The sequence below is a fragment of the Paenibacillus sp. P4_E11 genome (assembly GCF_056401635.1).
In genome coordinates, this window is record NZ_JBFUIX010000018.1 from 18,414 (window position 1) to 37,869 (window position 19,456).

General features: G+C 52.7%; 17 protein-coding genes and 1 pseudogene. 13 read left to right on the plus strand and 5 right to left on the minus strand.

The annotated features are described in order from the left end of the window. Nucleotides 1–100 precede the first annotated feature (100 nt). The 8 genes from AC1DWB_RS09695 (at nt 101) to AC1DWB_RS09730 (ending at nt 8,040) form a co-directional block, all read left to right on the plus strand. Nucleotides 101–1,228: a D-alanine--D-alanine ligase gene (locus AC1DWB_RS09695; protein ID WP_477540848.1), complete on the plus strand. Its 1,128-nt coding sequence runs from the start codon at nt 101–103 to the stop codon at nt 1,226–1,228. 36 nt (nt 1,229–1,264) lie between these two features. Then, nucleotides 1,265–1,579 carry a hypothetical protein gene (locus tag AC1DWB_RS09700; RefSeq protein WP_477540849.1) on the plus strand — a complete coding sequence of 105 codons (315 nt, stop codon included), beginning with the start codon at nt 1,265–1,267 and terminating at the stop codon, nt 1,577–1,579. Nucleotides 1,580–1,901: 322 nt separating this feature from the next. Then, complete coding sequence (gene serS / locus AC1DWB_RS09705) at nt 1,902–3,182, plus strand: serine--tRNA ligase (RefSeq protein WP_477540850.1); 1,281 nt, start codon at nt 1,902–1,904, stop codon at nt 3,180–3,182. Nucleotides 3,183–3,266: 84 nt separating this feature from the next. After that, on the plus strand, nt 3,267–4,232 hold the full coding sequence (gene uvsE, locus AC1DWB_RS09710; protein ID WP_477540851.1) for a UV DNA damage repair endonuclease UvsE: 966 nt from the start codon (nt 3,267–3,269) through the stop codon (nt 4,230–4,232). Nucleotides 4,233–4,376: 144 nt separating this feature from the next. Further along, a complete protein-coding gene (gene fabI, locus AC1DWB_RS09715; RefSeq protein ID WP_477540852.1) occupies nt 4,377–5,150 on the plus strand; it encodes an enoyl-ACP reductase FabI in 774 nt (257 codons plus the stop codon). A 79-nt stretch (nt 5,151–5,229) separates the two neighbouring features. Further along, a complete protein-coding gene (locus AC1DWB_RS09720; protein ID WP_477540853.1) occupies nt 5,230–6,051 on the plus strand; it encodes a sulfite exporter TauE/SafE family protein in 822 nt (273 codons plus the stop codon). Nucleotides 6,052–6,186: 135 nt separating this feature from the next. Beyond that, on the plus strand, nt 6,187–7,053 hold the full coding sequence (locus AC1DWB_RS09725; RefSeq protein WP_477540854.1) for an inositol monophosphatase family protein: 867 nt from the start codon (nt 6,187–6,189) through the stop codon (nt 7,051–7,053). A gap of 255 nt (nt 7,054–7,308) precedes the next feature. Continuing rightward, nucleotides 7,309–8,040: a DUF1906 domain-containing protein gene (locus tag AC1DWB_RS09730; protein ID WP_477540855.1), complete on the plus strand. Its 732-nt coding sequence runs from the start codon at nt 7,309–7,311 to the stop codon at nt 8,038–8,040. Nucleotides 8,041–8,701: 661 nt separating this feature from the next. Here AC1DWB_RS09730 and AC1DWB_RS09735 read toward each other — a convergent pair. Genes AC1DWB_RS09735 through AC1DWB_RS09745 form a run of 3 tightly spaced genes read right to left on the minus strand, consistent with a single transcriptional unit; the run spans nt 8,702 to nt 12,454 of the window. Further along, nucleotides 8,702–8,959, minus strand: coding sequence for a hypothetical protein (locus AC1DWB_RS09735; protein ID WP_477540856.1), 258 nt, complete (start codon nt 8,957–8,959; stop codon nt 8,702–8,704). Continuing rightward, complete coding sequence (locus tag AC1DWB_RS09740; RefSeq protein ID WP_477540857.1) at nt 8,943–10,700, minus strand: ABC transporter ATP-binding protein; 1,758 nt, start codon at nt 10,698–10,700, stop codon at nt 8,943–8,945. The genes AC1DWB_RS09735 and AC1DWB_RS09740 overlap by 17 nt, the downstream gene beginning before the upstream one ends. Next, entirely contained in the window at nt 10,697–12,454 is a 1,758-nt protein-coding gene (locus AC1DWB_RS09745; protein WP_477540858.1) for an ABC transporter ATP-binding protein, read from the minus strand. Before AC1DWB_RS09745 ends, AC1DWB_RS09740 begins: the two co-directional genes overlap by 4 nt. A 365-nt stretch (nt 12,455–12,819) precedes the next feature. Here AC1DWB_RS09745 and AC1DWB_RS09750 point away from each other — a divergent pair. Beyond that, nucleotides 12,820–13,518, plus strand: a pseudogene (locus AC1DWB_RS09750) (DUF3900 domain-containing protein); the annotation flags it as partial. Continuing rightward, on the plus strand, nt 13,504–14,220 hold the full coding sequence (locus tag AC1DWB_RS09755) for a DUF3898 domain-containing protein (protein WP_477540894.1): 717 nt from the start codon (nt 13,504–13,506) through the stop codon (nt 14,218–14,220). The pseudogene AC1DWB_RS09750 and the gene AC1DWB_RS09755, both read left to right, overlap by 15 nt. 12 nt (nt 14,221–14,232) lie before the next feature. On the opposite strand, the gene AC1DWB_RS09760 is transcribed toward AC1DWB_RS09755, so the two are convergent. Beyond that, on the minus strand, nt 14,233–15,318 hold the full coding sequence (locus AC1DWB_RS09760) for a nitric oxide synthase oxygenase (RefSeq protein WP_477540859.1): 1,086 nt from the start codon (nt 15,316–15,318) through the stop codon (nt 14,233–14,235). Between the two features lie 248 nt (nt 15,319–15,566). On the opposite strand from AC1DWB_RS09760, the gene AC1DWB_RS09765 reads away from it, so the two are divergent. The 3 genes from AC1DWB_RS09765 to AC1DWB_RS09775 all read left to right on the plus strand — a co-directional run bounded on the left by AC1DWB_RS09765 (nt 15,567) and on the right by AC1DWB_RS09775 (nt 17,793). Beyond that, nucleotides 15,567–16,793 (plus strand): MFS transporter, encoded by a 1,227-nt coding sequence (locus AC1DWB_RS09765; RefSeq protein WP_477540860.1) that lies wholly within the window; start codon nt 15,567–15,569, stop codon nt 16,791–16,793. 38 nt (nt 16,794–16,831) lie between these two features. Beyond that, the gene (locus AC1DWB_RS09770; protein WP_477540861.1) at nt 16,832–17,503 is read left to right on the plus strand and encodes a GNAT family N-acetyltransferase; all 672 of its coding nucleotides are present in this window, start codon (nt 16,832–16,834) and stop codon (nt 17,501–17,503) included. Between the two features lie 107 nt (nt 17,504–17,610). Next, entirely contained in the window at nt 17,611–17,793 is a 183-nt protein-coding gene (locus tag AC1DWB_RS09775) for a hypothetical protein (RefSeq protein WP_477540862.1), read from the plus strand. Nucleotides 17,794–17,859: 66 nt separating this feature from the next. On the opposite strand, the gene AC1DWB_RS09780 is transcribed toward AC1DWB_RS09775, so the two are convergent. After that, the gene (locus tag AC1DWB_RS09780) at nt 17,860–19,344 is read right to left on the minus strand and encodes an alpha/beta fold hydrolase (protein ID WP_477540863.1); all 1,485 of its coding nucleotides are present in this window, start codon (nt 19,342–19,344) and stop codon (nt 17,860–17,862) included. Between the last annotated feature and the right edge of the window lie 112 nt (nt 19,345–19,456).

Here is a 19,456-nt window from a genome sequence, read left to right on the forward strand (position 1 = left end):
AAGGCAGCCCTGCAACAACTTTTTCGCCATGGGGCGTGTAGGTTGTTGTTTTACTAACATGAGGCAATGGCTGGAACAATATTCATGGGCGGAGGTAACTATGAACAAACGAATTCGCGTCGGCCTGATCTACGGAGGAAAGTCCGGCGAACATGATGTGTCCTTACAAACAGCCATGGCTGTGATTCAAGCATTCGATCATACCAAATATGAAGTTCAACCCTTCTATATTACGAAGCAAGGTGAATGGAGAGTTGGCCCCTTGCTGAATGCGCCAGTTGAGCGCAAAGAGCAGTTGCAATTCGAACCGGTCGAAGGGAAGATCGCAACTGAACAGACGAGCATTATGCCTTTATTTGCGTCAGTAACACGGCAGTCGAAGCCAGCAGCTGATCAAGAAGTCGAAGGGGGACTGGACGTCATATTCCCGCTGCTTCACGGAACATTCGGCGAGGACGGTACGATCCAGGGATTGCTGGAAATTGCCAATATTCCATATGTCGGAGCAGGGGTGCTTGCTTCTGCGGTGGGCATGGATAAGGTGATGATGAAGAAAATTTTTGCCCAGGAAGAGCTTCCGCAGTGTGTGTTCCGGAGTTTCACCAAGGCCCAGTGGGAGAAGGATCAAGCCTTTTTCCTGATGGAAATTGAAATATCGCTTGGCTATCCGTGCTTCGTGAAGCCTGCCAATCTTGGCTCCAGTGTAGGGATATCCAAGGCGAGAAATCGTGAGGAGCTAATTGCCTCATTAGCCGAAGCTTTCCAATATGACCGCAAGGCGATTGTGGAAGAATACATTGAGGCAAGAGAAGTCGAAGTTGCGGTGTTGGGCAATGATGAGCCACTGGCATCGGTCCCGGGCGAGATTGTGCCTTCCAATGAATTTTATGATTATAAAGCCAAGTATATAGATGGCAAATCTGCTATGATTATACCAGCGCAACTTCCAKAGGACTTGAGCCTACAAATCCGCGAAATGGCAATTCGGGCGTTCCAGGCCATCGATGGTACTGGCTTGTCCAGAGTGGACTTCTTCCTACGCAAATCCGATAATGCCATTATGATTAATGAAATTAATACGATGCCGGGATTCACACCATTCAGCATGTATCCGCTGCTCTGGAAGGAAACAGGCAAGTCATACCAAGAGTTGTTGGATGACTTAATCCGACTGGCTATCGATCGTCATGAGGCGAAGCAGCAAATCCGGTATTCATTCGATACTTAACTTGTAGTGAGTTCAATCCAAAGTGAGGTGGTAGCTATGGGTTTCCAAACCGAATTCAATTCGGTATGCAAATTCAAATCGGAGCAGGAGATTTATGAGTTGCTGGAATACGGGCGGGGTAAAATGATGAAAAGCGGTTTCCGCGTATTCCCGGCCGGCCAGAAGGTAATCGCTTATAACCCGGGCAACAAGGCCATTGCCATCGTTCGGATCGTGGCCTCCATCGCGGAGATTAACTTCCAAGGCGAGGAAGTGACGCAAGTGGAGATGGAGCTCATTCGCCGACTCACCGACGAGGAATCCCGCGTCCAGACCGCGCTTGCGCACGAGATGTTTTTCGGGGAGCAGTAGTGGTGACAAATTCTGCTGCCCCTTGCGACGATCTCGTCAATTGGATATAATAAACTTCAACAATTGAACATGAAACAAACCGCCTATGAAGAGCATCCAACTCGGAGGCGTTTGCGACCGGGGTTGTATCGACACGTTGTCCGTCATGACCCTCTAAGTAAGCCGGAACCTGCCCCGTTATGGCAGAACCAAGCGGATCGGCTCCATGTGAGTTGGTCAAATTGGGTGGCACCGCGAGCGATTAGAAGCGCCCCTCGTCCCAACAGATGAGGGCGCTTTTTGTGTTTTTTCAGACCAATCGCTGCGGAAGGGGTTAGGGAACATGTTGGAAATGAAATGGATTCGGCAAAATGCAGAGAGGGTACAGTGGACGGCTGCACAAAAAGGGATCGATGTATCTGTAGAGGAACTGCTCACTTGGGATGACAAGCGGCGAAGCCTGCTTACGGAGACAGAACGCTTGCGGCAGGAACGTAATGCAAAGTCGAAGCAAATAGCGGAGTTAGCCCGGGCGGGAGATAGCCAGGACCGGGAAACCATTCAATTGGCGGTGCGAGAAGTGAATCGTACATTGGCCGAACTGGAAGCTCAACTAGATGAGGCGAACCGCAGGCAGAAGGAGCTGATGCTGCTGATCCCGAACGTTGTATCGCCGGATACACCGATTGGTAGGAGTGACGCGGACAACGTAGAGGTGCGAATGGTGGGAGCGTTACCCCAGTTTCAGTTCGACCCACTCGATCATGTGGCATTAGGCGAGCGGTTGAGGCTGCTGGATATTCCTCGCGGTGTCAAGGCGGCAGGCAGCCGCAACTATTACTTGATGGGCGCGGGAGCGCAGCTACATCGAGCGGTTCAACAGTTGGCTGTTGATCTGCTGATGCAGCGTGGCTTTACTTTACTAGAAGTTCCTCTGATGGTTAGGGAGGAAGCGCTGGAGAGTACGGGATTTTTCCCGTTAGGCCGGGATCAGACATACGCGCTTCAGGAGGATGATAAGTGGCTGGTCGGCACATCGGAAGCACCACTTGTCGCTTACCACAATGGTGAGATAGTAGAGCTGGGTGAAGGTCCGATCCGATTAGCAGCTGCGTCGACCTGCTTCCGAAGCGAGATCGGTTCAGCAGGTCGGGACGTGCGCGGGCTATACCGGGTACACCAGTTCGCCAAGGTCGAACAGGTCGTGTTGTGCTGTAATGATGAGCAGCTATCTGAGCAAATGCTTCAGGACATTACCCGCAACGCGGAGGACATTCTGCAACTGCTGGAACTGCCCTATCGTGTAGTAGCGGTATGTACAGGAGATATGTCGCAGAAGACGTATAAGCAATTCGATATTGAGACTTGGATGCCTAGCCGCCAAGCTTACGGCGAGACGCATTCTTCTTCGAACCTGTTGGACTTCCAGGCGCGGCGTTCGAACATTCGTTATCGTGATGAGCAGGGTAAGCTTCAGTACGCGCACACGCTCAACAATACGGCTGTGGCTACGCCACGTATCCTAATCCCTCTGCTGGAAAACCACCAGCAAGAGGATGGATCGGTGCGGATTCCAGCTGCTCTGAGACCATACATGGGCGGGGTTGAACGGTTGGTGCCTTAGAAATCGCCAATCTCCGAGCATGGGATTTCGCTAACTCGGGGAAAATAACGTCAAAAGTGATGATGGTGGAGGTATCTGCTTTCGATGATTGTACGATTCGGTTACGTTGCGATGTCCACGATTGTAGACAATGCATCTCCTTCCAAGACGATGACTTGGACCTCGTTCGAGAAGCTGGCGGATCGGGAAGCAGCGATTCTCAAACTTGAAAGGATCGCGGAGGAGAATCTTCATAATACGCTCCGTCTGCTGCGCCATAATCGCGCTTATGAGGTTCATCTATATCGGTTTTCTTCCAAGCTCATCCCTCTAATCGGTCACGGACAGCTTGTCGACTGGGATCCGTTCCCGACACTTGCGCCTTCTTTTCAAGCAATCGGGAATTACGTACGGGAACACAACATGCGGGTGAGCTTTCATCCGGACCATTTCACCGTATTGAGTACCCCACGGGAAGAAGTGCTGCTCAGCTCTTATGAAGACCTGCAGCGGCACGTCCGGATGTTGGATGAGATGGGACTGGATTCACGAGCCAAGTGCAACATTCATATCGGTGGAGCGTATGGCAATAAACCAGCGGCCTGTGATAGATTCGTCACCAACTTCGAACGTCTGGAACCGCATATTAAGCAGTATATTACGTTGGAGAATGATGATAAAACGTTTACCGCTCAAGAAACACTTGAAGTGTGCGAGCGGGTCAACATCCCTATGGTTCTGGACATTCACCACCATCATGTGAACAACGGTGGGGGTACGCTCGGTGATGCGCTGTGGGAGAGGGTGCTGCGTACTTGGACGGGGCAAGCTGTACCACCCAAAATTCACGTCTCCAGCCCTAAGAGCGAGAAGGACCCCAGGGGACATGCGGACTATGTGGACCACGAGACGCTGCTACAGTTTCTGCGCTCCATCCAACTGTTTACTCCAGAGCTTGATGTGATGATTGAGGCCAAAATGAAGGATCGTGCTCTGTTCGCGCTGATGGATACGTTGAAGGACTGTGGCGGCGTTCGAGTGCGGGATCAGACGACGATCGAGCTGTTGTGAGTATTCCGACACAATAGAGTGGAAAACTCTTGATATATGGTGGGAAATGGGGTACGTTTTAAAGTAGAACCTTACTTGACAAGCCTGACGCAGAGAGTGGTTCTGCAAGATGACTTCATGCGGTGGAGAGGGGAAAACGAACGAATGGGTCAACTGTTGGATGGTAAAAATATATTGGTAATGGGGATAGCTAACGATCGGAGTATCGCTTGGGCGATTGCACAATCTTTGGCGTCCCATGGAGCTAGACTGGCTTTCACGTATGAGAATGAACGTGTAGAAGAGCGCGTGCGCAAGCTCGCGGAGACGCTCCCGAATTCACCAATCGTACTTCCCTGCAACGTAACTGTTGATGCGGAGATCGATACGCTAGCGGGTTCTCTGAAGGAGCATTTCGGTACCTTGCACGGCTTCGTACATAGTATCGCATTCGCCAAGGGTGAGGAGTTGGACGGACTGTACGTGGACACTTCACGGGATGGCTTCGCCCTTGCTCATGACATAAGCGCCTACTCGCTCGTTGCGATAGCCCAGCGTGTATACCCGCTCATGACAGAAGGCGGCAGTATCATGGCGATGACGTATCTCGGTGCAGAGAGGGCCATGAAGAACTACAACGTTATGGGTGTGGCCAAGGCAGCGTTGGAAGCGAGTATCCGTTACTTGGCGAACGATCTTGGACAATTCAATATTCGCGTGAACGGCATATCCGCAGGACCGATCCGTACGCTGGCTGCCAAGGGAATCAAGGACTTCAACTCGATTCTCCGGCAAGTGGAGGAGAAGGCTCCTCTACGCCGCACAACAGAGACGGCTGAAGTAGGCGATACGGCGATGTTCCTGATGAGCAACTTGTCGCGCGGGATTACCGGAGAAGTCATCTATGTAGACAATGGGTATCACATCGTTGGCGTGTAATTATATCGAATGATCTGCATCCGTCTGACAGACTAACCGTCGGACGGATGTTTCATTGTAGGAAAGGGGCGACAGCATCATGTCATTCCTAGCATTCGCCGTTCTACTTCTGCTCGGCGCGGTATCAGCCACATTCGGCAGTATCGTCGGTCTGGGCGGTGGTATTATCATCGTACCGGTATTGATCTATATCGGGCCTCAGTTACTCGACCAAGACATTCCGACCACACTCGCTGTAGGTACTTCATTAACCGTGCTCATCTTCACAGCGGCTTCTTCGACTCTCACATTCATGAAGGACAAGAAGGTCGACTTCAAGAGTGCATGGCTATATTTCATCACGAGTGGGCCGGCCGCTATGCTGGGTGCATCGCTTACGAGCAAATTCGAACAACATACGTTCCAGCTCGTGTTCGGACTGTTCATGCTGTTCATCTCGGCATTGCTTATATTCAAAAACCGTATGAAGCCCATGAACGTGAAATGGCCGATTCAACGCAAGTTCACCGACGCACAAGGGGTAACGGCTGAGTACGGCTACAACATTCCGTTGGCGCTTGTTGTCGGCTTCGGGGTAGGCCTCATCTCAGGGCTGTTCGGTATCGGTGGAGGCTCGCTGTTCGTCCCAGCGATGGTGCTGCTCTTCCGCTATCCTGCTCATGTGGCCACTGCGACGTCGATGTTCGTCATCTTTCTTTCCTCGATTCTCGGAAGCATGACCCATATGTACCACGGTGATGTAGACGGCTGGCTGGTGCTGGCTCTCGCTCCGGGTGCTTGGCTCGGTGGTTGGTTAGGGGCGCGGATCGTAAGGCGAATTAGTGGCAATGGGTTGCTATGGCTGTTGCGTGTGACACTTATTGTGTTGGCTTGTAAGCTTATCTGGAGCGGCTTGGTGTAGGACTATAGGCGTATTTTGTAGTTCTTTTGGCCTTTTGTCGCTTAACACAAACCTTTTTGGGTGAAACGCTGAGGATTTTATAGCGAAAATATTATATAGTAATTGTAACGCAATCATAGAAAGAGTGAGTTGCCCTTGAATAAAGAAGATTTGGAATCTTATACAGTAGGAAGTAAAAGTTTTACAGCGGTTGCCATCAATACTGCGGCCAAGGCGGGCGAATGGATTAAGCTCAAGCTCGGCGCGCACACGAAGCTGGATGTGAAGAGCTCGGCACAGGATCTCGTAACGGAGATTGACCGTGGTTCGGAAGCGCTGATCCGTAACTTGATCAAAACCCACTTTCCAACACATGCGTTTTTGGGAGAAGAAGGCGTTGGCTCCGGTGCAGGAGCGTCTATACAAGCATTGCAAGAAGCTAGTGAAGCTGAATATTTGTGGATCGTCGATCCTATAGATGGAACTACGAATTTCGTGCATGGCTTCCCGTTCTTCTCTGTGTCTATAGCATTGGCGCATAAAGGGGAAGTGATTGTCGGGGTCGTCTATGATCCTTTCCATGACGAGCTGTTCGTTGGGGAGAAAGGCAAGGGCGCTTACCTGAAAGGCAAGCCGATGCGTGTATCGAGCGAAGAGAAGCTGGCAGAGGGACTCATTGCTACCGGATTCCCGGCGGGGACGAATAGTACACTTCCCGTAAATATGAAAGGGTTGCAAGCTCTGGCTCCCAAAGTTCGCAACGTGCGTGTTGTAGGCTCGGCAGCGCTTCACTTGGCTTATGTAGCGGCAGGAAGGCTGAGCGGCTTCTGGGAGATCGGCTTGAACAGTTGGGACATCGCCGCAGGCGCGTTGCTTGTTCGCGAGGCCGGTGGAGAAGTGACCGACACGCTCGGTCGCCCCTATTCGCTTCAAGTTCGCCATGTGCTGGCGTCCAATGGCCGAATCCAACGTGAGTTACAGCTGGAGCTAGCGGCAGCAGACGCCACCGGGTTCGAGCAATAACGCATGCGCATTTAAGAGTAAAAAGACAGACCAATAAGAAGGCTCGAGATCTTCTCAGGAGCTAATCTGGACTCGCAATCTGTGGGGCAAGATTAGTCTCGTGGAGGGCTTCGGGTCTTTTTTTGTTGTCCGGCTGTTGCACATCTTTTCCCAAATTGGACTTCCATCTCAACCCTATCAAGTCAGAAGCACATCCACATAGAGCGGCCTCAACATAATATAGAGGAAGCTATCAAGATGGAGGTGAATGATTGAATGGTACTATCCAAAGGTATAGACTGTGCGACACCGTTGACTAGTGCTGTCGCATCCGCATTCAAGTCGGATGGTTTCGAATTTGCATGCAGGTATTTGGTGCCAAGCGGTTGGAAGCGGTTGACCAAGGAAGAAGCGGTGACGATCAATCAGGCCGGTCTTCAGGTCGTATCGGTATTCGAAACGACCGCTGACCGTGCGCTTGGTGGACGGGCTGCTGGTTTGGTCGATGGCAGGACCGCTGCTTTAACAGCAGATGCAGTCGGGCAGCCGCAAGGCAGTACGATCTATTTTACCGTTGACTTCGATGCGACATCTTCGCAGATGCCGGTTGTGGTGGACTACATTCGAGCGGCAAGCGAGGCGACCCCGGCGTTTACGACGGGAGTCTATGGCTCCTTCGCCGTAGTAGAAGCGGTGCGGGCAGCTGGGGCTTGTTCGAAGTTTTGGCAGACATATGCTTGGAGCGGCGGGCGAAAAGCTGATTTTCTGCATATTTATCAGCACATGAACGATATAAGCGTCAATGGGATCCAAGTTGATCTGAATGATGGTTACGGGAACGAAGGGGGGTGGAATACGATTGCTTTTGTGATGGACAAGGACGATGCCAACAAAGTGATCGCCTTCCTTGCCGCAGCTTATGGAGCGACCTCGGTCACCGAGGCCAGGGAGGAGTTCCACCGGTTGGCGAATGAGCTGAGGAAAGCGTCCGGACAGCCGGAGGAGTAGGAGCAAGAGCAAGAGCAGGAGCAGGAGCAGGAGCAGGAGCAGGAGCAGCAACAGCAACAGCTTCAGGGGAATATTGGTTCCAGAGAAATAAGCATAATGAGTTCTTCTATTAGCTGTTTTGTGTTCTTTACTAGACTATAGGATAACGGATGACTCGATCAATTCCACGTACTGAACTCGGAAGCAACAGATCGCTCCGAGTCCGAGATAGACGGAAAATTCGTCTAACTCTGCGCGAAAGAGCAGCCACCAATGACATGGCCGTAGGCCGATTTTTTCATATGAGCTTCTGTGAGCTGTTCCCTTTCTTTTGTTAGCGATCAATAATTCTGTAAATCTTGCAAAAGTGCAGTATTTTTTCTCAACTCGACTAGTTTCTGAAGGGAATCCTGCAATAATACATCAATTTTAGTAGGATCCGTCCGCAAAGAAGCAATTCAAGCAGAAATCATGTATTTGCAGGATTTTCCCCGGAAACCTATGAAAACACAAAAAATGATGTACAATTGCAGCTTTTTCACTCTACAAGCCTGTATGGCGAGTTGAAGCTCAAACATCACGAAATATTTACCGTTCGGTGCGGTTACAGCGGACAACCACCTTTTTTAGCATAACGATTGCAGGGCTCGGACTGCGGTGCGATGGTTGATGCTGGGCTACGTCACATCGATAGGACGCAGCGGACGGGCGAGCAACCGGGCCAGACGAATGATTTCTCGTTCAGCCGTACCCTGAAGTAATAGGTTGATAGCGGCTGAACAACATTCGAAATAAAAAACGTCCAGGTCCATTCGTGAGAATGGATCGGGACGTTCTTCGTCTTAAGATCATAATATTCCGTTGTATAGGAATAGCAGGGCGCGCCTGTGCCGTTCAGCGTCAGCGCATGCGGCCTACGCGGCTTACTCCGCTTCGCCATTCCAGAGCCGGCGCATCTCATCGCTGGTGGCGAGCAGCTCCTCTAGCGAGCCCTCCGCTTCCACGCGCCCGTCCTTCAGGACGAGGATACGGTCAGCGTAAGCGAGGGCGGCCTTGCGGTGAGAGACGACGAGACACGTCGCCTCCCGCCGCTCGAAGAGCCGCTCCCACAGCTTACGCTCCGTCTCCACGTCGAGGGCGCTCGACAAGTCGTCGAAGACGAGCAGCTCCGCGCCGCGAACGAACATGCGGGCCGCCGCCGTGCGCTGCGCCTGGCCGCCCGACAGCTTCACCCCGCGCGGGCCGATGACGGTGTCGAGCCCGGCAGTGAACCCGGCGATGTCTTGCTCCATCACCGCCGAGCGAATCGCCGCGTCGAGCCGCCCCGGCTGCTCCTCGACGCCGAGCAGCACGTTGCGCTGCCAAGTGTCGCTGTACAGCCGCGGCACTTGGGGCGTGTACGCGCTGCGCGGCGGCACGAAGAAGCTGCCGGAGTCGGAGACCTCCCGGCCGTTCCACAACACCGCTCCCTGATCCTTCGGGAGCAGTCCGAGCAGCGTCCGGACGAGTGTCGTCTTGCCGGACCCGATACGCCCCGTGATCACTGTGAACGAGTGACGGGGCAGACGCAGGTCGATGCCCTCGATGCCTCGGCCGGTTTCCGGGTAGCGGTACGTCAGCCCGCTCACCTCCAGCAGATCCAGTCGGTCGCTATCGGACCGCACCGGGACTTCAAGCGGCGGCAACTCACCTCGCAGGAATAGCGGATGCGGCTCGGTCAGCTTGGAAGCCGGGGCGTTCTGCAGCAGCTCACCCATCCGCTCCTTGGACACTTCGCTCTGCTTGTAGTACGTTAGGAACTTCCCGAAGTTCTGAATGAACTGCGTCACGAACGTCAAGTAATAGACGAACAAGGCGAAGTCGCCTACTGTGAAGCTGCCATCGCGCATCGATTGGGCACCCAACAGCAGGATAAGCCCGGTGCCTATGTTAACGCTGTTCGAGAACACCGATTCCAGCACTTGATTCATCAGCTTATCCTTCAGCATCGCATTGCGGCGCTGATCGTTCAGCAGACGGAACCGGCCGATGACGCGATCCTCTGCGCCCGCGACCTGAATCGCTTGAACAGCGCCGAACATCTCGGCGATCGCGCCAGTTACTTGGCTCGTTGCCTTCCGGCTCGCGGCGCGGTACTTTTGCAGCAGTGCGGTTGACAGTTGGGCTGCTGTGACGACGAGCACGAGCGGCACGAACACGAGCAGCGTCATCTTAACGTCGATGTTCAACAAGATCAGGAAGGAGACGACGGCGAACGTCGTCATGCCGAATGCATCGACCGACCAACTGACCATCTCTTCGGATTGCTCCACATCGTCGCGGAAGTTGCTGATCGCTTCGCCTGGCGATACGGGGATAGCCTTGGCGCCAGGCTCCTTCAGAATGTGGCTGAGCATATTGCGACGCAATAGCCCACCCATGCGAGCACGGAATTGAACGTCCGTAACGAAACCCAATATAATTAACACCGACCGCACCACTGCGGCCACTAGTAAGAAGATGACAAGCGTCCAGATCCCGAAACTATAAGCCGCTTCGCCGGACAACATGTCGAAGAACCATTTGGTCACGATGCCGGGCAGCACTGGCGCTAAGTAAATGAGCGACCAGGCCGTGGCATTCGCTACATATAACCAAGGGCGGTAACGAATGAGCCGCCACAAGAATTGGAACGTCGTCATACAAGCATCTCCTCCATTCCTGCGGTTAGGATGCGGCTATACCGGGAGTCCGGATCAGCCGCCAAGCGTGCTCGGCTGCCGAATTCCGCGATACGGCCTTCCTCCAGGATGAGAATCGCGTCGGCACGCTGAATCGTGGCTAGCCGGTGTGCGATGATGATACATGTTCGATCGTGGAGCAGCTTGCCGATGGCGGCCTCCATCTTCTGCTCTGTGGCAGGGTCGAGCCGCGAGGAAGCTTCATCCAAGATGACGAGACCCGGGTCGGACAAGAAGACGCGGGCGAAGGCGAGCAACTGCGCTTCCCCAGCAGATAAGCCGCCGGCACCTGATTCCAGCTGCGTATCGAGCCCGGCAGGCATCGAATGAAGCCAGCTGTCCAGACCGAGCTCGGTCAGCACCTCAACAATGCGATGATCCGCCACAGACTCATCGAAGAAGGTCAGGTTATCGCGCACGGTGCCCTGGAAGATCTCAATGTTTTGCGTGACGAGGGTGACACGCGACCGTAAGTCCTTGAGCCGCGCGTCACGCATAGGCACATGGCCGAGTAGAATCGCGCCATCGCGGACATCGTAGAACCGTAGCAGCAAACGCGCAAGCGTTGACTTGCCGCTGCCGGTACGGCCCAATACGCCGAGCACCTTCCCTGGCTCGAGCCGGAAGTCCAGTTCATGAAGGTTCGTCACGCCATCTTCATAGCCGAACGAAACCTGGTTAAACTGCACAGATAGCGGACCTTCCGGCAACTTGGTTCCGATGCCGTCATCCGGAATTTCCGACTTCGTCTCCATCAGCTCACGTACCCGAACAATACTGGCATCGGCTTTTTGCAAGTCCTCCATCTGTGTCCTAATCTTCTCGATTGGCTTCGCCATCAGTTCGGTATAATAGAAGATCATGTACACCGTGCCGAGCGAAATGGCGCCCGACTTCCACATATAGGCGCTCACGGCGAACGCAATGGCATTCCCGATCGCGAATACGATCAGTGTCGTGATCCACATCGACGCCCAGCCGAAGAAAGCCCTTTGCCGGATTGGCAGCCACTTGCGGAGAAGGGAGTGAAAGCGGTGCATCACATAAGGTGTGGCGCCGTTGGCTCGGGTATCCTCGGTCCCTTCCAGATGTTCGCCTAGAAAACCATAAAACTCCGCGCTCATCTGCCGCATTTTGCCCCAATAGGGGACAGCGAACTTGCGAATATAGTTAATGGCATAGATCGCCAGGATGACGAATACGGACATCGCCGACCCGATAACCCAGCCTTCGCGGAACAGCAGCACAAGAATACCGGCGACCAGCAGCACATTGCTCATCAGCGTAATGACGAAGTTGGAGAAGAAGTTGGCTAACGCATTAATATCACCATCCACGCGTTCAATGATTGCACCTGCTGTATGGGATTTGTGAAAAGACAAATCCAAGCTCATGCAGTGAGATGCCACATCTCCACGTAGTCTGTTCGTCGCGATCCAGCCCACATTCTCCCCAATGTAAGCCGCAATGACTGTAACCAACTGTAGGAGAAGCGACACGCCAATGAATAGAATGGCAGCTATAATAAGTGACCGACTGCTCTGCTCGGAATGGGCGTTATCTAGGAAATAACGAATAATTTGCGGGTTGATTAATTGCATGGCGAGCGCGGCCAACAGCAGGACGGTTAGCACAAGCATGCTTTTCCATTGTGGCTTCAAGTAGCCGTACAGCAGCTTCACGTACTCGCTTAACGGAATGTTGATCGCTTTCATAGTAGGGAACTTCCTTTCCTTCCGATACACGGGAACAAACGTTTATAAGTATGTACTTTAATGGATACGGGAACGAGCGTCAATGTACAAATTAAGTGATAAGAAAGGTGTCCGGCCGCCAATCTCGGAATAGTAATCGCAAATGTCATTAGACGATTGTCGAGGAGATATAATGAAGCACGAATAAGCAGATCAATAAAGTACGGAACGGAGCTTTTTGTATGCGGTGCAGCAGCGGCTGTCTTCCGAAGTTCAGTAAGTTCTAACAGTTGTAGGTACGTTCAATTTCCGTTAAAGTATACAACAGAACTGAATTTCGGCATGTATGGCCGAGTAAAGATAGATCATGAGCTGGAGGTTGGGCAATGGATTTCACAGTAGAATACTTATCATTCTTCGTCATACAGACGGAGGGGTCAGAGAAACACTTCAAGCATTATCAGACGCTGGATCGGGAGACTTACGCGGGCAGCGAGATCAAGCATTTCCTCGATGGCGAGTTTACGCGCATCATCAAGCGCAAGGTGGAGAAGCATCCGAACTCGGAGCAAGCACCAACGAAGATTGGACGATTCATCGTGGAGCCTGGGTACGACGTGGCCAGTAATCCTAACTATAGTTTGTTCCATCGACTTCGTACGGAACCTACGAAGGACTATTACTTCGGCTGCGCGGATGAGCTTGTCCGTACATATATGGATACAAGCGCTGTCCGGGGTGGTGCGCTTATTATTGCTAGGGCTCGGGCGGAGCGGGTATCAAGTGAGCCGTTTGTCTTCGTGATGAAGTGCGACTTCGAGCCGAAGATCGCGCGAATCTCGGACGAGCATTCGTTGATCAGCCAAGTGGAGATGGCGATCAGTGCGAAGAACATGAAGTCGATTCAGTATCCGCATATGCCGGAAGAAGGCATGCTGGAGGAGTGGGAGTTGAAAGTCCACCAGGCTTCTCACGCCAGGTACTTCGAAGACTTCCTCAAGTTCGTCTCTTACGAGAAGTCGATGCCTGAACTAATCAGCCACCAAGTGCTGGATATGGTCCAGGAATATATGGAGAACAAGTGGCAGGGAGGAGGCGCCAGCTCTAACCGCAGAAACGCGGGCAGTTGGGGAGCTGGAGCGGGCCACGGAGCGGAGGGTGACGGCAGTTGGGGAACCGATGCAGGCTCTGGAGCTGGGGCTGCAGGTGGCTGGGAAGTCGGAGCGGGCCAAGGAGCGGAAGGTGACAGCGGTCGGGAAGCTGGAGCGGGTCAGGGAGCGGAAGGAGAAGGCAGTTGGGGAGCTAGTGGAGCGGATCAAGGAGCGGGCGACACGCAGGCCGACCCTTCCTCGTGGCAAGCGGTCGCAGGCGTTGCTGGCACTGAGGCTTATGACGACAGCCCGATTCGCATCCCGAGCTACTTGTCCGCAGAGCAGGCGCAAGAAGCCAAAGAGATCGAGCTATGGGCGGCGAGCGACAAGCGGAATTTGCAGGAGAAGTGGAGTCCGGCTCAAGTGATCGACGCCTCGCAGCGGCTGATTGAGGAGAAGCCTGAGCTTGAATTGAAATTCAAATTGGATGAGACACTTGTGAAGGCCAAGCTGGCCGACTATGGGGACAGTCTCCATATCGCGCATATTAACGGACGTTATGTCGTCCTGATAGAGGGAGATGCATTTCGGTTCGAGAAAGGCTTCTCACCCGTCGAGCTGCTGCAGCCCGAGGAGCTGGAGGACGTAGTCCGCAAGATAGCTGAGAAGCCTGTGCAAGAGAAGGATTTATATTAGCAGATGCCTCATCTAGTACAAGGCAGGCTGAGGGAAGTAGTTCGGCGTCAACACCTCATTGTTGTAGGGACGCTGCCAGATCGAAGTCGTCGCTGGAGACACAGGGGGGATGAGCCAGGTCCAATCGCCGGTTATACCCCGCCCTGCTTGCGATTCCATTCGTTCGAACAGCTGGAACTGCTCGGCAGCCGTATGGTGGTCGACGATGCTGACCCCGGCTTGCTTATACGAATGCAGCACGGCTACATTTAATTCTACCAGTGCTTTGTCTTTCCATAGCGATAGGTTTGTACTGGTGTCCAGCCCCATGCGGGTGGCGACTGCAGGCAGCATATTGTAGCGGCTTGTATCCGCGAGGTTGCGTGCGCCGATCTCCGTTTCCATGTACCAGCCATTGAATGGGGCGCATGTGTACGCAATTCCGCCGATCATAAGCTGCATATCGGCTATGATCGGGACTGCATACCATCGCAGGTGCAGCTCATCAAACCAGGCATACTCGGGATGGTGGATCGGAACCTCCAACACGGCTTCTGGAGGGATACGAAACCACTTGGGCGGACGATTCTCGATCTGAATAATCAACGGGAGAATGTCGAAAGCAGTTCGAAGTCCACGCCATCCGAGGCGTTCGGCCGCCTGAGTCAGCTGCACCGAAGCAGGGTCCCCGAGCACAGTGCCATCCGCATTCTCGTACCCGGCATAACGCAGCAGCTGATGGTTCCATATTCGCACTTGCGGTTGTCCGTTAATTGCGGGAGCGAATAGGCTCAACGTCGGTACGATCTTCCCTTTATTGGTCGCAGACGCAATGTGCTGGAGTAAAGCGGCGAATACGGCTTCCTCATGCTCCAATCCGCGGAAATCCATTACCTGCAGCGACTTCCAGAACAATCGGCCAATGCAGCGGTTGCTGTTGCGCCAAGCCATTCTCGCTCCATGCTCGACTTCTTCGAATGTATGATCATAATGGCCTTTGCTCGCAATCTGAGCGGCAACTTCGGCCAATCTGGACTGTATTAAATGCTCGTTCCCCATCTCACTGTAGCTATTCCGAATAAATGTTTCTGCATCCTGCAGCAGATCAGTAGTTGTCATTTCCACATGCTGTCACATCGCTTTCCACAAGCTCTCTTCTCTTACATTGTAGCGTTCCCATATAGGGGAATCTACTTATCGCTCCATTAGACTGCGCTGTAATAAGGAAGGTGTCGGAATTTTGACACAAAGGCCTATGAAGCGGCTAGACGAATCAAGAAGCGATGACCAGCCTGTAACTTAGTCCTTGACTTGCCCCTCGATCGTGCTATAATCGCAAGCATGCAAGACAGCCGGGGGGAGATACAATGGCGAAAGCCGAAACAAAAACGATGTCAACGAACAGTACCGTCTTTCCTATATTATTTGCTATCAGCATCGTGCATTTGTTGAACGATACGATGCAATCGACGGTGTCTGCTCTGTTCCCTATACTGAAAGATACGATGGAGCTTACATACGGGCAGATCGGCTTGATCGCATTCGCGATGAACATGACCGCATCGATCTTGCAGCCTGCCGTCGGACTGTCCTCGGACCTTAAGCCTCGTCCTATGATATTACCCGTCGGGGTCATATTCACATTAGTAGGCGTAATCGGATTGGCGCTGGCGCCCAACTTCGCCATGATACTACTCGCTGTCATCGCAATGGGGGTCGGTTCTGCGATCTTCCATCCAGAATCGTCGAGAGTCGCATATTTGGCGGCCGGGGGGCAACGAGGACTAGCCCAGTCGATCTTCCAAGTGGGAGGAAACATAGGCAGCTCGCTTGGTCCGATTATGACAGCTCTGATCTTCGTGCGTATCGGACAACATAGCGTAATCTGGTTTGCTCTTGCAGCAATCGCAGCGATGGTGATTCAATATTACGTAGCGGGTTGGTACGGTCGGCAACTGCTAGTGCCTCGAACGGGTGGTGCAGGCAAGGTCAATCGTGCTGTGAATCGTACCAATGAGTTGTCACAGAGCCGGATTGTGTGGGCGCTGGTCATTCTAGTATTTCTTGTGTTCTCCAAGCATGTGTACATGTCGAGTATTACGAGCTTCTACACGTTTTTCCTGATTGACGATTACGGTGTATCCGTGCAGCACTCGCAATGGTTTTTGTTCGCCTTTCTTGCTGCTTCCGCGGCAGGGACGTTCTTCGGTGGGCCACTTGCAGACCGGTATGGGCGAAGGAAAATCATCTGGCTTTCCATACTAGGCACGGCTCCTTTCTCAATTGCGCTGCCTTATGCCAATTTGTTCTGGTCGGCAGTTTTGTGCGTTTGTGCAGGGTTCGTGCTGTCTTCGGCATTTTCCATCATTGTGGTGTATGCGCAAGAATTGCTGCCTGGCAAAGTCGGTCTAGTGTCCGGTCTGTTCTTCGGGCTGGCATTCGGACTTGGAGGCTTGGGCTCGGCGGTGTTAGGTTGGATTGCCGATGCGACGAGTATCGCGTTCATGATGAAGTTGTGCGCCTATTTGCCGCTGTTAGGGGTACTGGCGATATTGCTGCCTAGAGATATAGATAGAAGATCAGAGGCCGTCTAAGCTGCAATCGAATTTATCGGAAATGAGGGAAATATGAGATGGAATATGTTCAAATCGTTAGGATCGACGATCCGAATTTTATCGCTATGCACCGATTGATGGGCGAGGTGTTCCCTGCTGAAGAAGTACTGGAAGCGAGCGCTTGGGCGGAACCGCTGCAGGACGCGAGCATCCGGGTGTTCGCCGCCGTCCATGAAGGAGAAGTAGTGGGGGCAACCGAGTACCGCTACTATCCAGATATGCAAGTAGCCATGACTGATTTTACGATCATTGGGCGGGAAGGTCTAGGGATTGGCCCCTTTCTGGCGCGCAACAGACAGCAGGACTTGTTGCGGACCGTGAAGGAGAGCGGGAGTAAGCTGATCGGGATGTTCGCAGAAATTTACAACCCGTACTTGATCGATACTCATAGCTTCGGTGGAATTAAGCCAATGAATCCGTTCGTGAGACGTGAGGTACTGTCCCATCTAGGTTACCGACGGCTGGATTTCCCATATGTTCATCCTTCCTGGCAACAGGACGGGGAGGGCGTGCATGAACTCGATCTATGTTTCCTGGCGTATGACGAGAGCTTGTCGGAGTTGCCTTCAGAGCTTGTTGTACAATTTCTGCGCACTTATTACGCGATCCTCGATCCCAAGCCTGATGCGTGGTTCGAGATGATCCGCAAGCTGGAATCGCGGTCAACTGTTGCGCTTGCCCCGATTTGATCGTATCGTAGCGGGGTTCAACCCTCGACCTGCATAAGAAACGCTTGATGGACGCATACTATCCTTTGGTGATTTGGCCAATTTGTGAATGTAAGGGAGAATGCGGAATGTCCAACAAGTACAACAATAGTACGCACGATGCTCAAGCTGAGGATCAACAAACCCCGGCTACGAATGAAATCGGCGAGCTGCGCAACGGGCGGCTGAGCCAGGTCAAGAACTCCAATCCTACGAACGAAGGCCGGGAGAACGAGTACTTGAACAATCATGACAATTCGCCAATCGAGTAAAATGAAGCCGGCTCCCATGGAACAAATGGGGGCCGGCTTTTTATTATTGAGTGAGCACAGTGTCACCTACCTGGTATCCCCCACCTGWAGGAGGCCCGGTATCATCCTGTTCCCAAAGTCTACAGCTGTGGCATAGCAACCTGCCGTCCGTAAACCTCTGTCTGCCATCCATATCTCCAGGGCTTCGAGCTGTCTTTCGATATTGTCCCGCGTTCCGAGAATCCAATCATCCACATACCCGGAAAGAACAAGACGGGGCAGCTTCTCCCATATCCGGAAGATTCGAGCCTCCTTGGCCTTTTCCTCCTCTTCCTCCATAGCCTCCTGCAAATCGCGCACCAAGTCCAGCAAGTCACATTGGATGATTCCTTGGATCGTAATATGTTCCCGATCGATACGCAGCAATTCTGAGCGCCCGGAATGCTGTTCGAGCAAAGACTTCAAATGGCTTAGGCTTACTCGCAAAACATTTTGCGCTTTGCGCAGCTCGCGGTCCGGCCATAAATCGTCATACAGCTGCTGGCGCGTGGCATTGGGAAATAGCAGCAAATAAAGCAGAAGCTGCTTGGCTCTACGTTTGTTCCAACCGGAAGTAATCTCACTGCCGTTCACGGTAACGCGGAAAGTGTGAAGGAATTGAACATGCAACTGTTGGTTGCTCAGCAGGAGCTGATCTCCTAGTTGAATGACCTTGTGCAAGGCAAGCGTGCCATCCGATATGGATTCAGATGCATCGGTCACAGGGGCGGGCATGCCTGCGGAGGTTGCATCGATGTGATCACACAGCCAATAGGCGGTCCACATAGGCTGGTCCAGGAAGACCAGGTTGGCCGAGTCGGGGATGACTTGGAAACGCCCATGTCGAATATAGCTGGACGTGATGGCCGACAGCACGGGGGGATACAGACGGTCTTTCTCGCCACATAGCAGCAGGTTAGGCGCTGTCGTACGGCTTAAATCATCAATGGTATCGTTGCTGCCGAATAACTGCAGCATCTGCAAGTAATCAGCAGACGAGACTTGCTGATAGGCCTGCGACAGGAGAGCGCGTATATCGGCGCGTTCATGCAGGACCGTAAGCGTTGGCAGGAGCTGCTCGATTAAGTTCGCACTGTCATTGCTTTGCAGGAACTTGCTCCGATTATCGATGCTTCGTTTCAAGTATTCAGCCGGCATGAATCCGGGCATGGAGATCAAGTTGAGCGATTGTACTCGCTGCGGGTCGTGCAGAGCGATCTTGATGGCGAGAAAGGCTCCAAAGCCATGGCCGACGAGATGAACGCTATCCATCTGAATCCGATCCAAGTGAGCGATGAACTTGTCGCACAGGATATCCCAGGTTAAAGGTGTCACTGGTACATGATTCATGCTAGTCCCATGACCAGGCAGGTCGAACGTGGAGACATTATACTTGTCCGATAAGTAGGGCAGCAAGGGAGCCCATAACCCGCTGTCCAAACCTAGTCCATGAATCAGGATGACATTCGGTTTCGGATCGGTAAGATGGACACTTGGGGAATAAGTAGCAAAAAAATCATCTGGTAGACTCATGGACCGACATCCTTTATATGTCATAAGTGCTAATCGTGTGTAATGCTATTGTAATGCTAAGTTTTGTAAGATGGAAGTCGAATTGGAAATATTTTTGTTAAATTATGTTTAG

Bases quoted from the DNA above. Each gene is read 5' to 3' on its own strand.
- AC1DWB_RS09760 (WP_477540859.1), bottom strand. From the start codon at position 15,318: ATGACAACTACTGATCTGCTGCAGGATGCAGAAACATTTATTCGGAAT.
- fabI (WP_477540852.1), top strand. From the start codon at position 4,377: ATGGGTCAACTGTTGGATGGTAAAAATATATTGGTAATGGGGATAGCT.
- AC1DWB_RS09775 (WP_477540862.1), top strand. From the start codon at position 17,611: ATGTCCAACAAGTACAACAATAGTACGCACGATGCTCAAGCTGAGGAT.
- uvsE (WP_477540851.1), top strand. From the start codon at position 3,267: ATGATTGTACGATTCGGTTACGTTGCGATGTCCACGATTGTAGACAAT.
- AC1DWB_RS09730 (WP_477540855.1), top strand. From the start codon at position 7,309: ATGGTACTATCCAAAGGTATAGACTGTGCGACACCGTTGACTAGTGCT.
- AC1DWB_RS09735 (WP_477540856.1), bottom strand. From the start codon at position 8,959: ATGGCGAAGCGGAGTAAGCCGCGTAGGCCGCATGCGCTGACGCTGAAC.
- AC1DWB_RS09700 (WP_477540849.1), top strand. From the start codon at position 1,265: ATGGGTTTCCAAACCGAATTCAATTCGGTATGCAAATTCAAATCGGAG.
- AC1DWB_RS09720 (WP_477540853.1), top strand. From the start codon at position 5,230: ATGTCATTCCTAGCATTCGCCGTTCTACTTCTGCTCGGCGCGGTATCA.
- AC1DWB_RS09745 (WP_477540858.1), bottom strand. From the start codon at position 12,454: ATGAAAGCGATCAACATTCCGTTAAGCGAGTACGTGAAGCTGCTGTAC.
- AC1DWB_RS09740 (WP_477540857.1), bottom strand. From the start codon at position 10,700: ATGACGACGTTCCAATTCTTGTGGCGGCTCATTCGTTACCGCCCTTGG.
- AC1DWB_RS09765 (WP_477540860.1), top strand. From the start codon at position 15,567: ATGGCGAAAGCCGAAACAAAAACGATGTCAACGAACAGTACCGTCTTT.
- serS (WP_477540850.1), top strand. From the start codon at position 1,902: ATGTTGGAAATGAAATGGATTCGGCAAAATGCAGAGAGGGTACAGTGG.
- AC1DWB_RS09770 (WP_477540861.1), top strand. From the start codon at position 16,832: ATGGAATATGTTCAAATCGTTAGGATCGACGATCCGAATTTTATCGCT.
- AC1DWB_RS09755 (WP_477540894.1), top strand. From the start codon at position 13,504: ATGGAGAACAAGTGGCAGGGAGGAGGCGCCAGCTCTAACCGCAGAAAC.